Genomic DNA, 311 nt, shown 5'->3' on the forward strand with positions numbered 1-311 from the left:
GGTGGGTGATGACGGGATCGAACCGCCGACCCTCTGCTTGTAAGGCAGATGCTCTCCCAGCTGAGCTAATCACCCTTCGTTTCGGTGTGGGCGCATCATACACCAAAAAATCGTAATGTCTTGATTTAAATGCAATTTATTTAAAAAAAGTTCACCGCACGATTTTTTGCCATATTTCGGGCAAAAAAAACCCGCTCAATGAGCGGGCTTTCCGTGGTGACCTGGCGTTCAGCATTCCAGGTTACCGAATATGGCGCAGCGGACGGGACTCGAACCCGCGACCCCCGGCGTGACAGGCCGGTATTCTAACC

Annotated in this window: 1 tRNA gene; it reads right to left on the minus strand. The window is 51.8% G+C overall.

Annotated features, from left to right (window positions below):
- Nucleotides 1-2 precede the first annotated feature (2 nt).
- Nucleotides 3-75, minus strand: a tRNA-Val gene (locus tag AOA60_RS29500).
- Nucleotides 76-311: the final 236 nt, after the last annotated feature.

It is taken from the genome of Pseudomonas sp. 2822-17 (assembly GCF_002742485.1).
GTDB lineage: Bacteria > Pseudomonadota > Gammaproteobacteria > Pseudomonadales > Pseudomonadaceae > Aquipseudomonas > Aquipseudomonas cyclaminis.